General features: G+C 57.1%; 19 protein-coding genes. 8 read left to right on the top strand and 11 right to left on the bottom strand.

Annotation, left to right across the window (positions count from 1 at the left end; all coding sequences use genetic code 11):
* Positions 1-14: 14 nt before the first annotated feature.
* The 10 genes from NKJ21_RS11140 to rpmH form a co-directional block, all read right to left on the bottom strand.
* The gene (locus NKJ21_RS11140) at positions 15-581 is read right to left on the bottom strand and encodes an NADPH-dependent FMN reductase (protein ID WP_008806736.1); all 567 of its coding nucleotides are present in this window, start codon (positions 579-581) and stop codon (positions 15-17) included.
* A gap of 36 nt (positions 582-617) precedes the next feature.
* Complete coding sequence (locus NKJ21_RS11135; protein WP_162493349.1) at positions 618-1187, bottom strand: 4'-phosphopantetheinyl transferase superfamily protein; 570 nt, start codon at positions 1185-1187, stop codon at positions 618-620.
* A gap of 309 nt (positions 1188-1496) precedes the next feature.
* On the bottom strand, positions 1497-2456 hold the full coding sequence (yidZ, locus tag NKJ21_RS11130; RefSeq protein ID WP_004151541.1) for an HTH-type transcriptional regulator YidZ: 960 nt from the start codon (positions 2454-2456) through the stop codon (positions 1497-1499).
* On the bottom strand, positions 2431-3609 hold the full coding sequence (locus NKJ21_RS11125) for an MFS transporter (RefSeq protein WP_012543311.1): 1179 nt from the start codon (positions 3607-3609) through the stop codon (positions 2431-2433). The genes yidZ and NKJ21_RS11125 overlap by 26 nt, the downstream gene beginning before the upstream one ends.
* A gap of 99 nt (positions 3610-3708) precedes the next feature.
* A complete protein-coding gene (locus NKJ21_RS11120; RefSeq protein ID WP_012969248.1) occupies positions 3709-4128 on the bottom strand; it encodes a GNAT family N-acetyltransferase in 420 nt (139 codons plus the stop codon).
* A 119-nt stretch (positions 4129-4247) separates the two neighbouring features.
* Complete coding sequence (mnmE, locus tag NKJ21_RS11115) at positions 4248-5612, bottom strand: tRNA uridine-5-carboxymethylaminomethyl(34) synthesis GTPase MnmE (protein ID WP_008806740.1); 1365 nt, start codon at positions 5610-5612, stop codon at positions 4248-4250.
* Between the two features lie 122 nt (positions 5613-5734).
* Positions 5735-7381, bottom strand: a complete 1647-nt coding sequence (yidC, locus tag NKJ21_RS11110) for a membrane protein insertase YidC (protein WP_012967005.1) — start codon at positions 7379-7381, stop codon at positions 5735-5737.
* 2 nt (positions 7382-7383) lie between these two features.
* Entirely contained in the window at positions 7384-7641 is a 258-nt protein-coding gene (yidD, locus tag NKJ21_RS11105; protein ID WP_004151536.1) for a membrane protein insertion efficiency factor YidD, read from the bottom strand.
* Positions 7605-7964: a ribonuclease P protein component gene (rnpA, locus tag NKJ21_RS11100; RefSeq protein WP_004151535.1), complete on the bottom strand. Its 360-nt coding sequence runs from the start codon at positions 7962-7964 to the stop codon at positions 7605-7607. The genes yidD and rnpA overlap by 37 nt, the downstream gene beginning before the upstream one ends.
* A 15-nt stretch (positions 7965-7979) precedes the next feature.
* On the bottom strand, positions 7980-8120 hold the full coding sequence (rpmH, locus tag NKJ21_RS11095; RefSeq protein WP_000831330.1) for a 50S ribosomal protein L34: 141 nt from the start codon (positions 8118-8120) through the stop codon (positions 7980-7982).
* Between the two features lie 621 nt (positions 8121-8741).
* On the opposite strand from rpmH, the gene dnaA reads away from it, so the two are divergent.
* From dnaA to NKJ21_RS11055, 8 genes are all read left to right on the top strand, one after another.
* Complete coding sequence (dnaA, locus tag NKJ21_RS11090; protein ID WP_012540254.1) at positions 8742-10145, top strand: chromosomal replication initiator protein DnaA; 1404 nt, start codon at positions 8742-8744, stop codon at positions 10143-10145.
* 4 nt (positions 10146-10149) lie between these two features.
* A complete protein-coding gene (gene dnaN / locus NKJ21_RS11085; RefSeq protein ID WP_008806743.1) occupies positions 10150-11250 on the top strand; it encodes a DNA polymerase III subunit beta in 1101 nt (366 codons plus the stop codon).
* Between the two features lie 146 nt (positions 11251-11396).
* Positions 11397-12470: a DNA replication/repair protein RecF gene (gene recF / locus NKJ21_RS11080; protein WP_008806744.1), complete on the top strand. Its 1074-nt coding sequence runs from the start codon at positions 11397-11399 to the stop codon at positions 12468-12470.
* A gap of 28 nt (positions 12471-12498) precedes the next feature.
* Positions 12499-14913 (top strand): DNA topoisomerase (ATP-hydrolyzing) subunit B, encoded by a 2415-nt coding sequence (gene gyrB, locus NKJ21_RS11075; RefSeq protein WP_012540255.1) that lies wholly within the window; start codon positions 12499-12501, stop codon positions 14911-14913.
* 200 nt (positions 14914-15113) lie between these two features.
* On the top strand, positions 15114-15926 hold the full coding sequence (yidA, locus tag NKJ21_RS11070; protein ID WP_008806746.1) for a sugar-phosphatase: 813 nt from the start codon (positions 15114-15116) through the stop codon (positions 15924-15926).
* A 149-nt stretch (positions 15927-16075) separates the two neighbouring features.
* Positions 16076-17158 carry a hypothetical protein gene (locus NKJ21_RS11065; protein WP_074155813.1) on the top strand — a complete coding sequence of 361 codons (1083 nt, stop codon included), beginning with the start codon at positions 16076-16078 and terminating at the stop codon, positions 17156-17158.
* Entirely contained in the window at positions 17155-18288 is a 1134-nt protein-coding gene (locus NKJ21_RS11060) for a BamA/TamA family outer membrane protein (RefSeq protein ID WP_080923867.1), read from the top strand. Before NKJ21_RS11065 ends, NKJ21_RS11060 begins: the two co-directional genes overlap by 4 nt.
* 77 nt (positions 18289-18365) lie before the next feature.
* Positions 18366-19592, top strand: coding sequence for a DUF3748 domain-containing protein (locus NKJ21_RS11055; protein ID WP_046622907.1), 1227 nt, complete (start codon positions 18366-18368; stop codon positions 19590-19592).
* 1 nt (position 19593) lies between these two features.
* Here NKJ21_RS11055 and NKJ21_RS11050 read toward each other — a convergent pair whose 3' ends face one another.
* Positions 19594-19926: a YceK/YidQ family lipoprotein gene (locus NKJ21_RS11050; protein WP_004151524.1), complete on the bottom strand. Its 333-nt coding sequence runs from the start codon at positions 19924-19926 to the stop codon at positions 19594-19596.
* Positions 19927-20161: the final 235 nt, after the last annotated feature.

The following is a 20161-nucleotide window of genomic DNA, read 5'->3' as shown; positions in this document are numbered from 1 at the left end:
CTGCCGGGCTTTTTTTATGCTTTAACCCGCCGAATATAGTCGCCAAAGGCGGTCAGCTGGCCACGCAGATGGTCGAGGGTGCTCTGATCGACTACTTCACCCGACTGCGGATCCACTTTGTTCTGGATGACGCCGCCCATAAATTCCGGTTTATTCATTACCATCGCATCAAGGAAGACCAGAATCTGGCGCAAATGATACTGGCAGCGCGCACCGCCGATGGCGCCCATTGAGCTGGTCTGAATCAGTACCGGTTTGCCGGACAGCGGCTGCTCGGGCAGGCGTGACAGCCAGTCGATGGCGTTTTTCAGGCCGCCAGGCACGGAATAGTTATACTCGGGAGTGACGATCACCACGCCATCCGCTTCGCGGATCTGTTGCGCAATATCCTGCACGCGCTGTGGGAACCCCTCTTCCTCCTGCATATCAGCATCGTACAGCGGGATATCACCGATCGACGGCAGCGCGGAGATATCCATGCCCGCTGGCGCGATGCCGGGCAGGGTGCGCGCGACCATTCCATTAAACGACCCTTTGCGCAGGCTGCCGAGTAACGTAACCACTTTTAAGGTATCTGACATGATTGCTCCTTTGTATCATGATGCCGGCAAAACCGGTCAATTGAGGGATAAGGTTTTTTCCATCGGTAAGCTGGTAAAACGCATCAGACGGGCCGACGGTTCGCGTGCGCGCTGCTGAGCATCCGGCAGGCTGCGCCATTCGCCCCCCTTAGCATCATATTCCCAGACCTTCAGCGAGCCGATATTTGGGCTGGCGGCAATCGACCACACCAGCAGCGATTCGGCATCACAGACGGCTTCGATCGGCTGGCTACCGGCGGTGCGCAGGCGGCCAGAACCCGGCAGCAGCTGCGTTGATGCTTCGCCGGTCAGTTTCAACACGCTTCGCCGCAGGGCCACCAGCTGGCTACGCGCTTCATCCGGGTCATGCTGAATGTTAATCCACAGATTTTCATTGTTACTGAAATTGTGCCGGTCGGCGTCGTGACCACGCACCGTGCGCTGCAGTTCCATGTCGAGGCCACAATCCCCCTCGGTGGTCAGCGCGACGCCAACAATATTGCCAGTATAAGAGATAGAGAAGCGAGGAAGATGACGATCGCTAAAAACCGGTCGGCCATTGGCTTCATTGATAATTTCAGGCAGCTCGCTGATACCGTAAAGCATAAACAGCAGTTCGGCGAGTAGCGAACGCGAAGCGCGAAAGCGAGCCTGACGGTATTCAGGGAGTAGGCGTGCGGATTGATGACAGGCCGCTGACAAACGTGTCGATAGCGGCTCCCCGGTACTAAGTATCCCTCTTGCAAAATGCGTTGCCATACGTCGCTCCGTGAGTAATGGTCTGGATAAAATTGCGGGCGCTATTATCGCCTGGTATTAACAGGTTTTAATGCCGAAATCCCCCCTTGAAAAGGGAATTTGTTTGAATTTTACAAATTCTTGCGCAAATAAGGGGCGATAGACACGAAACAAGGCTTACAGCGTACCGGAATAGAGTGCTTTCAGCGTATCTCTAAGCCAGACGAGCTTCGGGTTGTAGCTGTTGCGCTTATGCCATAGCAGGGTGAAGGGAACGCGCAGCTTTTCCAGATGCTGCGCCTCCAGCGGTAGCGGCCGGGAGACTAGCGGCAGCTGGTGCTGCTGATTATAGTGCTGGCAGTAGCGCGGCGCGGTAGCCAGCATGGTGTGTTGCGGTTGAGCGGCCATAAAAAGCGATTGTTCAAACCCTGGCACGGTCAGCGCCACGTTACGCTTATACCCCAGCTCCTGCAGCACATCGTCCAGCGCCCAGGTATCGCGTTGTTCCCAGCAGATAGTGATATGCGGATAGCGTAAGAATGCCGCCAGATCCCACTCTTCCCTGAGCGCTGGATGATCGGCGCGCAGCCAGACCTGCGGCAGGTCGGTGAACAGTACCTCAAAATCGATATACCACGGCAGCAGGCTCAGCAGCTCCCGCGACTGTGGATGGCTTTCACGCCCGCAGAAGCCGATATCCACCTCGCCGCGAATGATGGCGTCCAGCGAGTCGTAGTCCCAGTTGCGCAAACGAATCAATGCCTGCGGATAGCGCTGATAGATGCGCTGGGAGAGGGTATTAAACAGGATCATCAGCAGCGGCGTTTCCGCCGCCAGCTCGAATTTGAGGCCGCTGGGCATGGTGTGGTGTGGTTTATCGAGGATCTGGTTGCCCATCTGCATCCAGTCCGCCAGATCCTGCTCCATGCTGCTGACCAGCGGCGTAGGCGCCAGACCCAGCGGGGTTTTCACAAACAGCGGGTCGTCAAACCAGGCGCGCAGTTTGGCCAGCGACTTGCTCACCGCTGACGGCGAAACGTTCATCCGCTTCGCCGTACGGGTAACGCTGAGCTCCTGGGTCAGGAGCTGCAGGCAGAGGAGTAAATTAAGATCAAGACTCGACAGCGGCTTCTTCATCGTATTGCGCAACCCGCGGCGGGGTGACGACCAGTAACAAAACAAGGCTCACTATGCTACAGGCAATGAGTATCCCGATCAGCATATTCATTGCGCTGAGTCCGATGATGGCGGCGAGCCAAATCCACAGCGATGAACCGCACACCTGCGCGATGCCGAGGACCGAACTGGCGACGCCCGCGCGCAGCGTGAACGGCCCCAGCGCCTGGCTCATTGCGACGCCGAATCCGACGGAGAAGCCGGCGCAAATCATGCCCAACCCGATCAGGGTGAGGGTCTGGCGGGTGGCGAGGCTCAGTGCCAGGCCTGCCGCCAGGAACAGTACCTGCGAGGTCAGCATTAAGGTGCGGGGGGTAAACAGCGACAGGGCGAACGGCGTCGAGAAGGAGACCGCCATGCTGATCATCGCCATCAGGGCCATCGCCATTGAGTAAGTTCCCCGGTCGAACCCCATCTCTTCCATCATCAGAACCGGAGAGACGTTCACGTAGGTCAGGATCGCCGTCACGCTGAGGGTGGTAATGAGAATGCGGCTGAGAAAAAAGCGGTTCAGCAGCGACTCACTGCCGCCATGCTGCGGTGTCGCAGTCTGCGGGTGTGCCGTCGGGCGCGTCTCGCGCAGGATAAAGACCGACAGCAAACCGACCATGACGCCCATGCCGGTCATGGTGTAGAACAGGCTCTGCCACGGATATTTCAGCATAATCAGGTGGCCAAGCACCGGCGCCAGGACGGGGATAATGCAGGTAATGCCGTTGAGCAACGACAGCACCTTGGCGCGGCGGCGATCGTCCAGCGTATCGCGCAGGATAGCGAAAGCCACCACGTAGCAGCTGCCGGCGCCGATCCCCTGGATAAAGCGTCCGACGAGGAAGTGGCTGCTGGCGTGCGCCTGGGCGCAGAGCAGGGAGGCGACAACAAAGATCACCGCGCCCACAATGGCGACAGGCTTACGTCCTGACCGGTCGGCGATGCGACCAGCAAACAGCATCGCGGAGGCCATACCGGCCAGATAGACTGAAAAGGCGATATGTAATTGTGCCTCGCTGGCCCCCAGGTCCTGAGCAATACGCGGCAGGCCGACCAGATACATATCGATGCCGGAGGGATAGAGCAGAACCAGGGCGAAACTGCAGAGAAGAAAGCGTGTCATGGGATCCTCGCGATGTGAATGGCGTTCAGCATAGTGAGGAACGCGCCACAAGACGAGTTGCCATTTGGACAACACTCTTTTCCTGGCAGGAAACGCGAGTTAACGACTCCGGGTTCGCCAGACGCGGGCCATCCCTTCGCTTTCCGGCCGAACGCTTTCAAAGCCGAACTTCGCATACAGCTCCGGCACATCCGCCACCAGCGTAACGTAGGCCCCGTCAAAGGCGTTAGCGTCCAGCCAGGCGATCAGCTTCTCCATCACCAGCCGGCCTAGGCCTTTTCCCTGATGAGCCGGATCGACGGCGACGTCGACAATATCGAAATTAATCGCGCCGTCGCCGACGATACGTCCCATCGCGATCGGCGTCTCCTGCCAGAGGATATGTACGCCGTAACAGCTATGCGGCAGCCCGGCTCTGGCGCCTTCCAGGGGGCGCGGCGACATGCCTGCCGCCACCCGCAGGTGGCAAAACGCTTCGGCGGAGGGCACCTTCTCGATCACGGTATATTCAACGGTCATGCTTTAGTCTCGTGGTAAAAGGGGAGATAAAAGTAGAGAACGTTGCGCCGCAAAGGGCAAGAAAAAACCCGCATTAACGCGGCGTTAATGCGGGTGAGTGAACGTTTACGGACTAAACGTTATTTGCCGATACAGAAGCTGGAGAAGATGCGGCCCAGCAGGTCGTCGGAGGTGAACTCCCCGGTGATCTCGCTCAGCGCCTGCTGCGCGAGGCGCAGCTCTTCCGCCAGTAGCTCCCCGGCCCAGGCGCCCAGCAGCTGGGCTTTGCCCTGCTGCAGATGGTTCGCCGCCTCTTCCAGCGCCTGCAGGTGACGGCGGCGGGCGAGGAAGCCGCCTTCCATGCTGGTATCGAAGCCCATGCTCTGCTTAAGGTGGTTCCGCAGCACCTCCACGCCTTCGCCGGTTCGCGCCGACAGGCGGATCAGTGAGTGGCCATTGACTTCGCTGAGACCCAGCGCTTCGCCAGTGACGTCGGCTTTATTACGCACCACGGTAATCGGCAGTTTAGCGGGCAGGCGCTCGATAAAGTCTGGCCAGATCTCCGCCGGATCAACGGCGCTGGTGGTGGTGCCGTCGACCATAAACAGCACCCGATCCGCCTGCTCAATCTCCTGCCAGGCGCGCTCGATGCCGATACGCTCCACTTCGTCACTGGCGTCGCGCAGGCCCGCGGTATCGATGATATGCAGCGGCATGCCGTCGATATGGATATGCTCGCGCAGCACGTCGCGGGTGGTGCCCGCAATGTCGGTGACGATCGCCGCTTCGCGGCCCGCCAGGGCGTTGAGCAGGCTCGATTTACCGGCATTTGGTCGCCCGGCGATCACCACTTTCATCCCTTCGCGCAGCAGACTGCCCTGGCGAGCTTCCGCGCGGACGGCGTCGAGGTCGGCCATCACGCCGTTCAGCTGGGCTTCAATTTTGCCGTCTGAGAGGAAATCGATTTCTTCATCCGGGAAGTCAATAGCCGCTTCCACATAGATGCGCAGGTGAGTGAGCGCTTCCACAAGATGATTCACCCGCGCGGAGAACGCCCCCTGCAGCGAATTCAGCGCCGAGCGCGCCGCCTGTTCTGAACTGGCGTCGATGAGGTCGGCGATGGCTTCTGCCTGCGCCAGGTCGAGCTTGTCGTTGAGGAACGCGCGCTCGGAAAACTCGCCCGGCCTGGCGATGCGTACGCCGGGCAACGTCAGAATACGTTTGAGCAGCAGATCGAGAATGACCGGGCCGCCGTGGCCCTGCAGCTCAAGCACATCCTCCCCGGTAAAGGAGTTCGGCCCGGGGAACCACAGCGCAATTCCCTGATCCAGCGGCGTACCGTCAACGTCGTTGAACGGCAGGTAGTCGGCATAGCGCGGCTTCGGCAGCTTGCCGAGTACCGCCTGCGCGACATCGCGCGCCTTAAGGCCGGAGATACGCAGGATGCCCACCCCACCGCGTCCCGGAGGGGTTGCCTGGGCGACGATAGTGTCGTTATGGCTCATGGTGACTCTCTATGTAGATGTAAAAAAGGCGGTCCATTGACCGCCTTCTCTGGCATTAACGTTACCGTAACTACTCTAAATTATCCAAGTCGCAGATGCGTTGGCTTGAAGAATGAAGAGTATCAGGATTTCTTCTTCTCGCGGCTATGCAGGCCACGTTTCTCCAGACCACGGTAAATCAGCTGCTGCTGAATAATGGTGACCAGGTTGCTGACGATGTAGTACACCACCAGGCCAGACGGGAACCACAGGAAGAACACCGTGAAGATGACCGGCATAAAGGTCATGATCTTCTGCTGCATCGGGTCGGTCACGGTGGTTGGCGACATCTTCTGGATGAAGAACATGGTCGCGCCCATGATGATCGGCAGGATGTAGTATGGGTCTTGTGCAGACAGGTCGTGGATCCACAGGATAAACGGCGCATGACGCAGTTCAACCGAGGCGCTCAGCATGTAGTACAGCGCAAGGAAGATCGGCATCTGAATAATCAGCGGGAAGCAGCCACCCAGTGGGTTCACTTTTTCCGCTTTATACAGCGCCATCATTTCCTGGCTTTGACGTTGTTTATCGTCGCCCAGACGCTCACGCATGGCCTGAATCTTCGGCTGCAGCATACGCATCTTCGCCATGGAGGTGTACTGCGCTTTGGTCAGCGGGTACATGATGCCACGAACGATAAAGGTGATAACGATGATCGAGAAGCCCCAGTTGCCGAGGAAGCTGTGGATGAATTTCAGCAGCTTAAACAGCGGTTGGGAGATGAACCACAGCCAGCCGTAGTCGACGGTCAGATCCAGGTGCGGCGCAACGGCAGCCATTTTGTCCTGAATAGCCGGGCCGACCCACAGCACGCTCTGCAGTTTGTCGGTTTGACCTGGCTGCACCAGTACCGGCTGCGATTTGTAGCCAATAGCCACAATGCCGTTGCCGAGGTTAGCGGTGTAGAAGTTATTCGTTCCATTATTCTGCGGCACCCACGCGGTGGTGAAGTACTGCTGCAGCATGGCAACCCAACCGTTCTTGGTGCTGACGTTCAGGTTTTCGTTGTCCAGAATGGTATCGAATTTATATTTTTCGTATTTCGTATCTGAAGTCGAGAACGCTGCGCCACGGAAAGTATGCATCGTGGACAGGCCGCCGGTCTGCGTATCGCGACTGGTCGGCAGCGCCGCGGTCTGCTTCAACTGACCGAAGGTCGAGACTTCCAGAGGCTTCTCGCTGGCGTTCTGCACGCTATAACCCACGTTCACCGCATAGCCGCCACGTTTCAGGGTGAAGGTTTTGGTGAAGACGTTGCCGGCTTTGTCGGTGTAGGTCAGCGGAATGACGATTTCATCCTGGCCATCTGCCAGCACAAACGCCTCTTTATCGACGTTGTACAGCGGACGCGGGCCATTCGCCGGGTTATCCGGACCATCACGACCGGTTAAGCCGCTCTGCGCCTGGTAGACAAACTGCGGCGTGGTTTCCAGTAACTGGAACGGTTCGGTCGACTTCAGCGTTTTTGGATACGCCAGAAGCAGCGCCTGCTCAATATCGCCACCGTTGGTGTTGATAGTCAGTTCAAGCACGTCGGTTTTAACCGTAATCAGTTTCCCCTGGCCACTGGCCGGTACGCCCTGGTCGGCGGCGCTACCCGCTGCTGTGGTCGTAGTCTGCGTGGTCTGCTGCTGGGGCTGCGGATTTTTGTCCTGCTCCCAGGCTTGCCAGATCATGAAAGACACGAACAACAAAGCGATGATAAGAAGATTGCGTTGCGAATCCATCGTTAGTGTTCTCTGGTATCAAATGGTCCAGGCGGGACGGGATCGTCACCACCAGGGTGTAAAGGGTGGCATTTTAATACGCGTTTCATTGTCAACCAACTGCCTTTTATCACACCAAACCTGCGTAAGGCCTCAATTCCGTATTGAGAACAGGTTGGGGTGAAACGACAATGCGGCCCGAGTAGCGGACTAATCAGGCGCTGATAAACTCTAATCAGGCCGATCAGGACCCGCGAGCCAGGCGACAATGGCGGCGCCATAATTTTTCCAACGCTTCCGAGAGAGCACGGTTATCGAGGTCGGCAACCCCTCTTTTCGCCACCACCACGAAATCCATTGGCGGGAGTTCATGTTGACGCAAACGAAAACTTTCACGCGTCAGACGTTTAATCCGATTGCGTTCATGTGCGCGTTTCACGTTTTTCTTGGCGACGGTGAGACCGATGCGGGGATGCCCCAGCGAATTCAGGCGGCCGAGGATGGTGATTTGCGGCGTGCCAGCCCGTTGTGGCTGCTGGAAGACGAAAGTGAAATGACTGGGAGTTAACAAGCGTAACTCCCTGGGAAATGCGAGCTTAACCACGCAGGGTTAGCTTTATTACTTGGAAACGGTCAGACGAGCGCGGCCTTTAGCACGACGACGTGCCAGAACCTGACGACCATTTTTAGTAGCCATACGAGCACGGAAGCCGTGAGAACGGTTGCGCTTCAGTACAGACGGTTGAAAAGTGCGTTTCATGGCGATTTCTACCTAAACTTGAATAAATTCACTGACTTTTGCGTAGACCCGAACGAACTTCGAACGACTTACGCCTCAGCGTGGGTGATTAAAGAGGCCGGATTGTAATAATTGTACACTCCGGAGTCAATTCTCTTTCCTTATTTCTCGCACCTTGTCGCACAAAAAATAAGCTGAGACGCGTGACGAAAACGGGCATTACGCGCCGGGTGGGGGATTATACGGCCTGGCCAGTAAAGCGCAAGGATCCTGAAGGATCTTTGTTAGATCGTTTCCGCCCAAAACCAGCATAGCTCATTAATTTTTCCAATATGCGGCGGAAATCGTGCTTCACTCTCCCCAGGATCGATTACACTTACCCGGTTTCGATCCTTCCTGTGGATAAATCGGGAAGAATCTGTTGAGAAACACAAGATCTCTTTCTCAGTTTAGGCTATGATCCCCGGTCCCGATCGTGATCCACGGATCCGCAACGGGTAATAACCGCAGATAGCGGTTCGCACGTCACCCCTTTTGTGCAGGGGCTTTTCGGCTAATGCAGGGTCTTGTCGACGTGTGCCAACAATCATGATTGTTTCTGTTTTTCTTTGATATCGATTTTATGTTCGAGTGGAGTCCGCCGTGTCACTTTCGCTTTGGCAGCAGTGTCTTGCCCGATTGCAGGATGAGTTACCAGCCACAGAATTCAGCATGTGGATCCGCCCATTGCAGGCGGAACTGAGCGATAACACGCTGGCACTGTATGCGCCAAACCGTTTTGTGCTCGACTGGGTAAGGGACAAATACCTCAATAATATCAATGGACTCCTCAATGACTTTTGCGGTGCTGATGCCCCGCAGCTGCGTTTTGAGGTGGGTGCTAAGCCAGCCAGCTCGCTGCAGAAAGGAGCGGTAAGCCCGGCTGCGGCGGCCATTCCGGCGGCGCAGGTGCAGACCGCGCGCGTGGCGCCGACGATCGTGCGCCCAGGCTGGGATAATGTCCCGGCGCCAGCGGAGCCGACCTACCGCTCTAACGTTAACGTGAAACACACGTTTGATAACTTCGTCGAAGGTAAATCTAACCAGCTGGCCCGCGCGGCGGCGCGTCAGGTGGCGGATAACCCGGGCGGGGCCTACAACCCACTGTTCCTTTATGGCGGCACCGGTCTGGGGAAAACCCACCTGTTGCACGCGGTGGGTAACGGCATTGTGGCGCGTAAGCCGAACGCCAAAGTGGTCTATATGCACTCCGAGCGTTTCGTCCAGGACATGGTCAAAGCGCTGCAAAACAACGCCATCGAAGAGTTTAAACGCTACTACCGATCCGTTGACGCCCTGCTGATCGATGACATTCAGTTCTTTGCTAATAAAGAGCGATCCCAGGAAGAGTTTTTCCACACCTTCAATGCCCTGCTGGAAGGTAATCAGCAGATCATCCTGACGTCGGATCGTTATCCAAAAGAGATCAACGGCGTAGAAGATCGTCTGAAATCCCGCTTCGGCTGGGGTCTGACGGTGGCGATCGAGCCGCCGGAGCTGGAAACCCGCGTCGCGATCCTGATGAAAAAAGCCGATGAAAACGACATTCGCCTGCCGGGCGAAGTGGCGTTCTTTATTGCCAAGCGACTGCGCTCAAACGTGCGTGAGCTGGAGGGGGCGCTGAACCGCGTTATCGCCAACGCCAACTTCACCGGCCGGGCGATCACCATCGATTTCGTGCGCGAAGCGCTGCGCGATCTGTTGGCGCTGCAGGAAAAACTGGTCACCATCGACAATATTCAAAAGACGGTGGCGGAGTACTACAAGATTAAGGTAGCGGATCTGCTGTCCAAGCGCCGCTCCCGTTCGGTGGCGCGTCCTCGCCAGATGGCGATGGCGCTGGCCAAAGAGCTGACCAACCACAGCCTGCCGGAAATCGGCGATGCGTTTGGCGGCCGCGACCATACCACCGTGCTGCACGCCTGCCGTAAGATTGAGCAGTTGCGTGAAGAAAGCCACGACATTAAAGAAGATTTTTCCAATTTAATCAGAACATTATCCTCGTGACGCTATGAAATTTACCGTAGAACGTGAACATTTATTAAAACCGCTGCAACAGGTGAGCGGTCCGTTAGGTGGTCGTCCGACGCTGCCCATTCTCGGTAACCTGCTGCTTCAGGTCGCGGACGGCGCACTGTCGCTGACCGGTACCGATCTTGAAATGGAGATGGTGGCGCGCGTGGCGCTGGTTCAGCCGCACGAAGCGGGCGCAACGACCGTTCCGGCGCGTAAATTCTTTGATATCTGCCGCGGCCTGCCGGAAGGCGCGGAGATCGCGGTTCAGCTGGAAGGCGATCGGATGCTGGTGCGTTCCGGCCGCAGCCGCTTCTCGCTGTCGACGCTGCCTGCTGCCGATTTCCCGAATCTGGATGACTGGCAGAGCGAAGTGGAATTTACCCTGCCGCAGGCGACCATGAAGCGTCTGATCGAAGCCACTCAGTTCTCGATGGCGCACCAGGATGTGCGTTACTACTTAAACGGCATGCTGTTTGAAACCGAAGGCAGCGAACTGCGCACGGTGGCCACCGATGGTCACCGCCTGGCGGTCTGTTCGATGCCGCTGGAAGCGTCGCTGCCGAACCATTCGGTGATCGTGCCGCGTAAAGGGGTGATTGAGTTGATGCGGATGCTCGACGGCGGCGATACCCCGCTGCGCGTGCAGATTGGCAGCAACAATATCCGCGCTCATGTGGGCGATTTTATCTTTACGTCGAAGCTGGTTGATGGCCGTTTCCCGGATTATCGCCGCGTATTGCCGAAAAATCCGGATAAACATCTCGATGCTGGCTGTGACATTCTCAAGCAGGCCTTCGCCCGCGCGGCAATCCTCTCGAACGAGAAATTCCGCGGCGTGCGGCTGTACGTCAGCGAAAATCAGCTGAAAATCACCGCTAACAACCCGGAGCAGGAAGAGGCGGAAGAGATCCTTGACGTGACCTACGCCGGAACGGAGATGGAGATTGGCTTCAACGTTAGCTACGTGCTGGATGTGCTCAATGCGCTGAAATGCGAGAATGTGCGCATTCTGCTGACGGATTCGGTGTCGAGCGTGCAGATTGAGGATGCGGCTTCACAATCCGCCGCCTATGTCGTCATGCCTATGAGATTGTAGTGGAAAATATCAGGCTATCTTACTTGCCATTTTCAACCTGGGCTGTGCTCGCCCCTGTCACGTACTTCGTGTACGCTCCAGGGTCTGCGCGCAGTCCGCGTTGAAACTGGCTGCGCCGATAACGCCCTGGCCCAAAGAACGCTGATATGTCACTGACGCGCTTGCTCATCAAAGACTTCCGCAATATTGAAAGCGCGGATCTCGCTTTATCTCCCGGCTTTAACTTCCTGGTTGGCGCGAACGGCAGCGGCAAAACCAGCGTGCTGGAAGCTATCTATACGCTCGGTCATGGCCGGGCGTTTCGTAGTTTGCAAATTGGCCGGGTGATCCGCCACGAGCAGGAGGCTTTTGTCCTGCACGGCCGCCTGCAGGGCGAAGAGCGGGAAACCGCCATCGGCCTGACCAAAGACAAACAGGGAGACAGCAAGGTGCGCATCGACGGCACTGACGGCCACAAAGTGGCGGAGCTGGCGCACCTGATGCCGATGCAGCTGATCACGCCGGAGGGGTTTACTTTACTCAATGGCGGCCCCAAATACAGAAGAGCATTCCTCGATTGGGGATGTTTTCATAACGAAGCCGGATTCTTCACCGCCTGGAGCAACCTGAAGCGCCTGGTCAAGCAGCGCAACGCCGCGCTGCGTCAGGTCAGCCGCTATGCCCAGCTGCGACCGTGGGATCTGGAACTCATTCCGCTGGCGGAACAAATCAGCCGCTGGCGTGCCGAATACAGCGCCGCTATCGTCGAAGACATGGCGGATACTTGTCAGCAATTTTTACCGGAATTCACGCTCACCTTCTCTTTCCAGCGCGGTTGGGAAAAAGAGACCGACTACGCGGAGGTGCTGGAGCGGAATTTCGAGCGCGACAGAATGTTAACCTACACCGCCCACGGCCCGCATAAAGCGGATTTCCGTATTCGCGCCGACGGGGCGCCGGTGGAAGATACCTTGTCGCGCGGGCAGCTTAAACTGCTGATGTGCGCCCTGCGTCTGGCGCAAGGTGAGTTCCTCACCCGCGTCAGCGGGCGGCGCTGCCTGTACCTGATAGATGATTTTGCCTCGGAACTTGATGATGCCCGCCGCGGTCTGTTATCCAGCCGCCTGAAAGCGACGCAGTCGCAGGTTTTCGTCAGCGCGATCAGCGCTGAACACGTTATGGACATGTCGGACAAAAATTCGAAGATGTTCCGCGTGGAAAAAGGTAAAATAACGGATTAACCCAAGATTAAATGAGCGAGAAACGTTGATGTCGAATTCTTATGACTCCTCCAGTATCAAAGTCCTGAAAGGGCTGGATGCGGTGCGTAAGCGCCCGGGTATGTATATCGGCGACACGGATGACGGCACCGGTCTGCACCACATGGTATTCGAGGTTGTGGATAACGCTATCGACGAAGCGCTCGCGGGTTACTGCAAAGATATCGTTGTCACCATCCACAGCGATAACTCCGTCTCCGTACAGGATGACGGTCGCGGCATCCCAACCGGCATTCACCCGGAAGAGGGCGTCTCCGCAGCGGAAGTTATCATGACCGTCCTGCACGCCGGCGGTAAATTTGATGATAACTCCTATAAAGTGTCCGGCGGTCTGCACGGCGTAGGCGTCTCGGTGGTTAACGCCCTGTCGCAGAAGCTGGAGCTGGTTATCCAGCGCGATAACAAAGTCCACAAACAGATTTATGTGCACGGTGTACCGCAGGCGCCGCTGGCGGTGACCGGCGAGACCGATAAAACCGGCACCATGGTGCGTTTCTGGCCGAGCCATGAAACCTTCACCAACGTTACTGAATTCGAATATGACATCCTGGCGAAACGTCTGCGCGAGCTGTCGTTCCTGAACTCAGGGGTCTCTATCCGCCTGCGCGATAAGCGCGACGGCAAAGAAGATCATTTCCACTACGAAGGCGGCATCAAGGCGTTCGTTGAGTATCTCAACAAGAACAAAACGCCGATCCATCCGAATATCTTCTATTTCTCCACCGAAAAAGACGGTATCGGCGTGGAAGTGGCGCTGCAGTGGAACGACGGTTTCCAGGAAAACATCTACTGCTTTACCAACAACATTCCGCAGCGTGACGGCGGTACTCACCTGGCGGGCTTCCGCGCGGCGATGACCCGTACCCTCAACGCCTACATGGATAAAGAAGGCTACAGCAAAAAAGCGAAAGTCAGCGCCACCGGCGACGACGCGCGTGAAGGTCTGATCGCCGTGGTATCGGTGAAAGTGCCGGATCCGAAATTCTCCTCACAGACCAAAGACAAGCTGGTCTCCTCTGAGGTGAAGTCGGCGGTAGAACAGCAGATGAACGAACTGCTGAGCGAATACCTGCTGGAAAACCCATCCGATGCCAAAATCGTGGTCGGCAAAATTATTGACGCCGCGCGCGCCCGTGAGGCCGCACGTCGCGCCCGTGAAATGACCCGCCGTAAAGGCGCGCTGGATCTGGCAGGCCTCCCGGGCAAACTGGCGGATTGCCAGGAACGCGACCCGGCGCTGTCTGAACTGTACCTCGTGGAAGGGGACTCCGCGGGCGGCTCTGCTAAACAGGGTCGTAACCGTAAGAACCAGGCGATCCTGCCGCTGAAGGGTAAAATCCTCAACGTTGAGAAAGCCCGCTTCGATAAAATGCTCTCTTCCCAGGAAGTGGCGACGCTGATCACCGCCCTTGGCTGCGGCATCGGCCGCGATGAGTACAACCCGGATAAACTGCGCTATCACAGCATCATCATCATGACCGATGCGGACGTCGACGGCTCGCACATTCGTACCCTGCTGTTGACCTTCTTCTACCGTCAGATGCCGGAAATCGTCGAACGCGGCCATGTCTACATTGCCCAGCCGCCGCTGTACAAAGTGAAGAAAGGCAAGCAGGAACAGTACATTAAAGACGACGAAGCGATGGATCAGTATCAGATCGCTATCGCTCTTGACGGTGCGACCCTGCACACCAACGCCAATGCGCCGGCGCTGGCGGGCGAACCGCTGGAAAAACTGGTTGCCGAGTTCAACGCCACCCAGAAAATGATTGGCCGCATGGAGCGCCGCTTCCCGAAAGCGATGCTGAAAGAGCTTATCTATCAGCCGACCCTGACCGAGGCCGATCTGGCTGACGAGCAGAAGGTAACCCGCTGGGTGAACACCCTGGTTTCCGAGCTGAATGAGAAAGAGCAGCACGGCAGCCAGTGGAAATTTGATGTCCGTGAGAACAGTGAATTGCAGCAGTTTGAGCCGATTATCCGCGTCCGTACCCACGGGGTGGATACCGACTATCCGCTGGATAACGAGTTCATCATGGGGCCGGAATATCGCCGTATCTGCACCCTGGGCGAGAAACTGCGCGGCCTGATGGAAGAAGATGCCTACATCGAGCGCGGCGAACGCCGTCAGCCGGTAGCCAGCTTCGAGCAGGCTCTCGACTGGCTGGTGAAGGAGTCCCGTCGCGGTCTCTCCATCCAGCGCTATAAAGGTCTGGGCGAGATGAACCCGGATCAGCTGTGGGAAACCACCATGGATCCGGACAGCCGCCGCATGCTACGCGTAACCGTTAAGGATGCGATCGCTGCCGACCAGCTGTTCACCACCCTGATGGGCGATGCCGTTGAGCCGCGTCGCGCCTTTATCGAAGAGAACGCCCTGAAAGCGGCGAATATCGATATTTAAGTCGCGTATTTCCCGGTAACGCGTTTTACCGGGGCAACAGGATGTATAAGCCCGGTCGCATCGCGTGACCGGGCTTTTTTTTGCTGCTAAAAGGGGATTCTTCGCTCCCGCTTCCATCCCCCTTTCTGCCCGACACTTTTACTGTTTTTTGAGCGGAATCGCGTTAGCATGAGGGAAGACTCATCTTACCCGGGGATCCTATGGCTATTAAACTGATTGCAATCGATATGGACGGCACGCTGCTGCTGCCAGACCATACCATCTCTCCTGCGGTGAAAGCCGCCATCGCTGCGGCGCGCGAGCGGGGTGTCAACGTGGTGCTGACCACTGGTCGCCCTTACGCTGGCGTCCACAGCTATCTGAAAGAGCTGCATATGGAGCAGCCGGGTGATTACTGCATTACCTACAATGGCGCGCTGGTGCAGAAGGCCGGTGACGGCAGTACCGTTGCGCAAACCGCGCTAAGCTATGACGACTATCGTTTCCTCGAGCAGCTCTCCCGCGAGGTTGGCTCTCACTTCCACGCGCTCGATCGCAACACGCTCTACACCGCGAACCGCGATATCAGCTACTACACCGTCCACGAATCCTACGTGGCGACCATCCCACTGGTGTTCTGTGAAGCGGAAAAAATGGACCCTGAGATCCAGCTGCTGAAGGTGATGATGATCGATGAGCCGGCGATCCTGGATAAGGCCATCGCCCGTATCCCGGCGGAAGTGAAAGAGAAGTACACCGTGCTGAAAAGTGCGCCGTACTTCCTCGAAATTCTGGATAAACGCGTCAATAAAGGCACTGGCGTGAAGTCCCTGGCCGATGCGCTGGGTATCAAACCGGAAGAGATTATGGCGATTGGCGATCAGGAAAATGATATCGCGATGATTGAGTTTGCCGGCGTCGGCGTGGCGATGGATAACGCCATTCCCGCGGTCAAAGAAGCGGCGAACTTCATCACAAAATCTAACCTCGAAGATGGCGTCGCCTTCGCCATTGAAAAATACGTTTTAGCGTAAGCGTTCTTCAGGCCCGGCGTTGTCCGGGCCGATCTTCTCTTTTTTCATGAACAGATGTTAATCCGCATTTAAATCCCTTATTCCGTACAGGGGATTCTATAAGCTACCCGCCCTCTTTTTCGCAATGCTTCACTAACATCATAATTTTCATGAATATATACCACCGTTTGATGTTGGTTGCGCTGCCATTCGCCTCTGTACAGATTTGCGTGGCCGCGGAACCAACGGCGCCGCTTGAGCCGGTATACGCCTATCACGGCGCAGAACCGGCGGATCTGCCTGCGCCGGTCAAAACCGAGACCGCAGTAGCGGAACCAACCGCGATATTGCCTTTTTTAGGCGATGAGGCCAGAAAACGCGGCTACGTCCTGCCGCTGCCGTTCGGCGTCAGCATGAACTATATGGATATGCGGCAGAATATTAATGTCGACAGCATTAACTTCACCGGGCTGTCGCTGGATGGCCGTAACATCGATTGCGGTAAGGATCCTGTCTGCAAACACGCCGTGAATAACATTTTCGCTAATGGACCGGTCTCGCTGGATAACGCCTTCCAGATTGGCGTCGGTAATACGCGGGAAAGCAGCAAAACCGAGACGCTTAAGCTGGATGCCTGGCTGCTGCCATTTATGAACGTTTATGGCCTCGTCGGACACACCGAAGGGCATTCGATTTCGCAGATTGCCGTTGGTCTGAAGGGGCCAAACGGTAAAGTAGTGCCCCTGCCGGGGATGCAGGATCTCGACTTTCGTCTCGATTTTAAAGGCACCACCTACGGGATGGGCACCACCCTGGTGGGCGGCGTCGGCAACTGGTTTACCGTGCTGGACGCCAACTACACGCAAACGCGCTTTGATATCCTCGACGGAAGTATCGACGCGTTTACCTTTTCGCCGCGCGTAGGCTATCGTTTTAATACGCCATCGGTCGATACGCTGCATCTCCCCGCCGGAAAGCTGAACCTGTGGGTCGGCAGCATGTATCAGGACGTACAGCAGGAGTTTAAGGGCAGTCTCAACGATCTCTCAATGCCGTCGCCGATGCTGCAAAATATGGTCAATCTGGCCAATCAGGACAATAACGGTCGCTTCGATGTGAAACAGCATTTGCAGTCGCCGTGGAACGTACTGGTGGGCGCGCAGTACGAGCTGACGCAGCATTTCAATATTACTACCGAGTTTGGCTTTGCCGAACGTAACAGTTTTTTTATCGCCGGTGAGTATCGCTTTTGAGCCGACTGTTTATCCTTTTTCTGCTGCTGTTAACCTACCCGATCTGCAGCCAGGCCGAGACGCTCAGCCGCGAGAAAATCAACGGCTGGCTGCAGCATCTCGGCGCCAGCGATAAGTTCGACGCCAGCAAAGGCATCGACTGGGGCGTGATGCCCGGTCCGTTCTATACGCCGGAGCTGGGGCTGGGCATCGGCACCGCGGTCGTCGGCATGTATCGCCCCGATCCGCAGGATACCACCAGCCAGAATTCCACCCTGACGCTCAGCGGCTACGCCAGCTCCACCGGCGCGTTTGGCCTCAGCGTGAAAAACTACGCCTTTTTCGACAACGATCTGTGGCGCGTATTTGTTGAAGGGTCGATGGCCAATACCCCGACTTACTACTGGGGGCAGGGTTTTCACGCCGGAGATAAAGACAACGAGAAGGAAAAATATACCGCCCAGGTGCTGACCCTGCGCCCGACAATCTACCGGCAACTGATCGACAATGTTTATCTCGGCGCGGGGTGGTCGCTGGCGGCGCAGAATGCCGATGAGATGGACCACGACGTTTTACCGAAAATAGAAAGTACCCCACAGGGACCGTCGGTATTCAGCTCTGGCGCCAGCATCGATATCAACTGGGACGATCGCGACTTTGTCCCCAACCCGCGCCGGGGCCAGTATGCCAACTTCCGCTACACCCATTACGCCCCCGGGTTAGGCAGCGATACCCGTTTTGATGAATTTCAGCTGCACTATAGCCATTATCATGCCCTGAGCGAGAAAAGCGTGCTCGCCTGGGAGGCCGATGGCGCCTTCACCCAAGGGGATGTACCGTGGAGCATGATGCCCCTGCTGGGCAGCGACGAGCGGATGCGCGGCTACTATCAGGGGCGCTACCGGGATAAAAACGTCGTTAGCAGCCAACTGGAATACCGTCGGCAGCTCACCTGGCGGCACGGGATTGTGGCCTGGGTCGGGGCGGGAACCATGGGGCCGTCGCTGTCATCGCTGAACAATGGCCGCTGGCTGCCTACCGGCGGCGTTGGCTATCGTTTCGAGTTCAAGCCGCGGGTCAATATCCGTCTTGATTACGGCATCGGCAAAGGCAGCAGCGGGTTCTATTTCCAGGTTGGAGAAGCGTTTTAAGCACATTGTCGGGCATTCAACCCCGCGCGGATTGCGGTATGCTAACGCCACTCTTATATCGGCCCGGTCAGCACGCCATGAAACAAGTTACCTTTGCCCCTCGCAACCACCAGCTCACTAACACCCGCACCTGGACCCCCGACAGCCAGTGGCTGGTGTTCGACGTCCGCCCGTCCGGCGCGTCGTTCACCGGTGAAACCATTGAGCGAGTGAACGTAAACAGCGGTACTGTGGAGACCGTCTATCATGCCACGCAAGGCGCGCATGTCGGCGTGGTGACCGTGCATCCAACCCAGGAGCGCTATGTGTTTATTCATGGCCCCGAGCAGCCGGATGCGCAGTGGCAGTATGATTTTCATCATCGCCGCGGGGTGGTGGCCTTTCAGGGGGCCGTCGAGAATCTGGACGCCATGGACATTACCGCCCCTTACACACCCGGCGCGCTGCGCGGCGGCAGCCACGTCCATGTCTATAGCCCCAACGGTCAGTTCGTCAGCTTTACCTATAACGACCACGTGCTGCACGAGCGCGACCCGGCGCTGGACTTGCGCAACGTCGGCGTGGCGGCGCCATATGGGCCGGTGACGCCGCAGGGAAAGCATCCGCGCGAATATAGCGGCAGCCACTGGTGCGTGCTGGTAAGCCGCACGACACCGACTCCCGTGCCGGGCAGCGATGAGATTAATCGCGCCTATGAAGAGGGCTGGGTCGGGAACCATGCGCTGGCGTTTATTGGCGATACCCTGGCGGAAAATGGCGATAAAGTGCCTGAGCTGTTTATTGTCGATCTGCCGCAGGATGAAGCCGGCTGGAAGCAGCCTGGCGGGGCGCCGCTGGCCGGTACCGCAACCACAATGCCGGCGCCGCCGGCGGGCGTCAGTCAGCGTCGTTTGACCTTCACCCACCATCGCCGCTACCCGGGACTGGTGAACGTCCCGCGCCACTGGGTGCGCGCCAATCCCCAGGCGACGGCGATAGCCTTTCTGATGCGCGATGACGCCGGCGTGGTGCAGCTGTGGCTTATTTCACCGCAGGGGGGCGAGCCGCGTCAGTTGACGTATCATGCGTCGGGTATCCAGTCGGCGTTTAACTGGCATCCATCAGGAGAGTGGCTGGGCTTTGTGCTGGAGGATCGGATTGCCTGCTGCCATGCCGGCACAGGCGATATCACCTTTTTAACCAAGGTGCATGCGCATGCGCCCTCGGCTGATGCGATCGTCTTTTCGCCAGACGGTAAACAGATTGCCTGGATGGAGGAGGTGGACGGTTATCGCCAGCTGTGGGTCACACAGACCGGACGATAACTTACTGGGCAGGCATCGGCGCTGGCGGTATCACCGAGTTGGTCGCCAGCGTGGCCTTCTCGCTTTTTTCGACCCGTGATTTGATTGAGCTGTCGGTGCGGAACATATCCCACGGCAGCAGCAGGGTATCCATGACGGCGGTGAACGGCATGTCCAGCGCCACCAGTGATTTCACACCCCAGTTGGTATCGCTGTCTCCCAGCGTTTGCGCACTGGATCGCGTGCCCGGATAGGTTCCCTCTTTGCCACCGGTATGTGACATTACGCTGGAGCAACCGCTCAGGCTTATTATCCCGCTGAACAGGACCAGCTTTAACAGTCGTCTGCTTTTCATTGTTCTTCCATCGTCGTTTCGGGCGTTGAGATAACCTTTCAGCGGTTATATCGGGCCAACCCGTGAATGCATAGCGTTATTGCGCCGCACTGTGGCGGGCATCGCACTTTGCTTTTTGTGCTCCTCCCCCCAGTCTAAGCAATCATCGGCAAACTGCAAAAAAATTCGCCCTCAATCCCTTGAAAAGCACGGGGAGAAACCCATTTTATAGGTGTAACCCACTGAGAATACGCCT

The sequence above is a fragment of the Klebsiella sp. SWET4 genome (assembly GCF_024296565.1).
Lineage (GTDB): Bacteria > Pseudomonadota > Gammaproteobacteria > Enterobacterales > Enterobacteriaceae > Klebsiella > Klebsiella variicola.
Note: the sequence above shows the minus strand (reverse complement) of the source record. Positions and strands in the feature narration are given on the sequence as shown.

Excerpts from the sequence above, each read along its gene's own strand:
- NKJ21_RS11140 (WP_008806736.1), bottom strand. The coding sequence starts at position 581 with ATGTCAGATACCTTAAAAGTGGTTACGTTACTCGGCAGCCTGCGCAAA.
- NKJ21_RS11135 (WP_162493349.1), bottom strand. The coding sequence starts at position 1,187 with ATGCTTTACGGTATCAGCGAGCTGCCTGAAATTATCAATGAAGCCAAT.
- yidZ (WP_004151541.1), bottom strand. The coding sequence starts at position 2,456 with ATGAAGAAGCCGCTGTCGAGTCTTGATCTTAATTTACTCCTCTGCCTG.
- NKJ21_RS11125 (WP_012543311.1), bottom strand. The coding sequence starts at position 3,609 with ATGACACGCTTTCTTCTCTGCAGTTTCGCCCTGGTTCTGCTCTATCCC.
- NKJ21_RS11120 (WP_012969248.1), bottom strand. The coding sequence starts at position 4,128 with ATGACCGTTGAATATACCGTGATCGAGAAGGTGCCCTCCGCCGAAGCG.
- mnmE (WP_008806740.1), bottom strand. The coding sequence starts at position 5,612 with ATGAGCCATAACGACACTATCGTCGCCCAGGCAACCCCTCCGGGACGC.
- yidC (WP_012967005.1), bottom strand. The coding sequence starts at position 7,381 with ATGGATTCGCAACGCAATCTTCTTATCATCGCTTTGTTGTTCGTGTCT.
- yidD (WP_004151536.1), bottom strand. The coding sequence starts at position 7,641 with ATGGCGCCGCCATTGTCGCCTGGCTCGCGGGTCCTGATCGGCCTGATT.
- rpmH (WP_000831330.1), bottom strand. The coding sequence starts at position 8,120 with ATGAAACGCACTTTTCAACCGTCTGTACTGAAGCGCAACCGTTCTCAC.
- dnaN (WP_008806743.1), top strand. The coding sequence starts at position 10,150 with ATGAAATTTACCGTAGAACGTGAACATTTATTAAAACCGCTGCAACAG.
- recF (WP_008806744.1), top strand. The coding sequence starts at position 11,397 with ATGTCACTGACGCGCTTGCTCATCAAAGACTTCCGCAATATTGAAAGC.
- gyrB (WP_012540255.1), top strand. The coding sequence starts at position 12,499 with ATGTCGAATTCTTATGACTCCTCCAGTATCAAAGTCCTGAAAGGGCTG.
- yidA (WP_008806746.1), top strand. The coding sequence starts at position 15,114 with ATGGCTATTAAACTGATTGCAATCGATATGGACGGCACGCTGCTGCTG.
- NKJ21_RS11065 (WP_074155813.1), top strand. The coding sequence starts at position 16,076 with ATGAATATATACCACCGTTTGATGTTGGTTGCGCTGCCATTCGCCTCT.
- NKJ21_RS11055 (WP_046622907.1), top strand. The coding sequence starts at position 18,366 with ATGAAACAAGTTACCTTTGCCCCTCGCAACCACCAGCTCACTAACACC.
- NKJ21_RS11050 (WP_004151524.1), bottom strand. The coding sequence starts at position 19,926 with ATGAAAAGCAGACGACTGTTAAAGCTGGTCCTGTTCAGCGGGATAATA.